Here is a 748-nt window from a genome sequence, read left to right on the forward strand (position 1 = left end):
GGACTAGTCTTCGCATTTAAACAAGCAAGTCAACGTTCCGAGGCTTTCCGTGATGCAAGCGATAAGGCAAAACTCAAGATTCCTATCGTAGGTCCGATTATTGAGAAATCATCCATTGCACGCTTTGCACGCGTATTGTCTACCACTTTCTCAGCAGGTGTACCTCTTGTAGACGCTCTCGACTCAGTTGCCGGCGCAACAGGTAATATTGTTTATCGTAACGCCGTTTTTAAGGTGCGAGACGATGTAGCCTCGGGTACCCAGCTTCAGTATTCCATGCGTTCTACCGGTGTGTTCCCCTCCATGGCAGTACAAATGGTTTCGATCGGTGAGGAGTCTGGTGCACTTGATACGATGCTAGACAAAGTCGCGACGCACTTCGAAGATGAGGTAGATGACCTGGTTGATAATATGACGGCACTAATGGAGCCGATTATTATGTCCGTATTAGGTGTACTGATTGGTGGTTTGATCATCGCAATGTACTTACCTATCTTCCAAATGGGAGCCGTTGTATAAGGTATATTCAAGCGGGTACACTTCTCGTGCCCGCCTTATCTACTACTTAAACCTGACTTAGGCTATGATTCCCCTCATTCGCAACTTTCACGCTAACAATAAACAACGATAAACGCCGCACCGGAACAATTTCATGCTCGCACTTTTCCAACACCTGAATGACAACCCTGCGTTCCTATACGCTTCAACACTTATTTTCGGTTTATTAGTCGGCAGCTTCTTGAATGTT

The 748-nt window shown here is 46.0% G+C and carries 1 protein-coding gene; it reads left to right on the forward strand.

Annotation, left to right across the window (positions count from 1 at the left end; translation table 11 throughout):
• A partial coding sequence (locus A3729_RS08170) for a type II secretion system F family protein (RefSeq protein WP_197475687.1) occupies positions 1 to 519 on the forward strand: 519 nt, incomplete at its 5' end.
• Positions 520 to 748: the final 229 nt, after the last annotated feature.

Source organism: Oleiphilus sp. HI0043 (genome assembly GCF_001634935.1).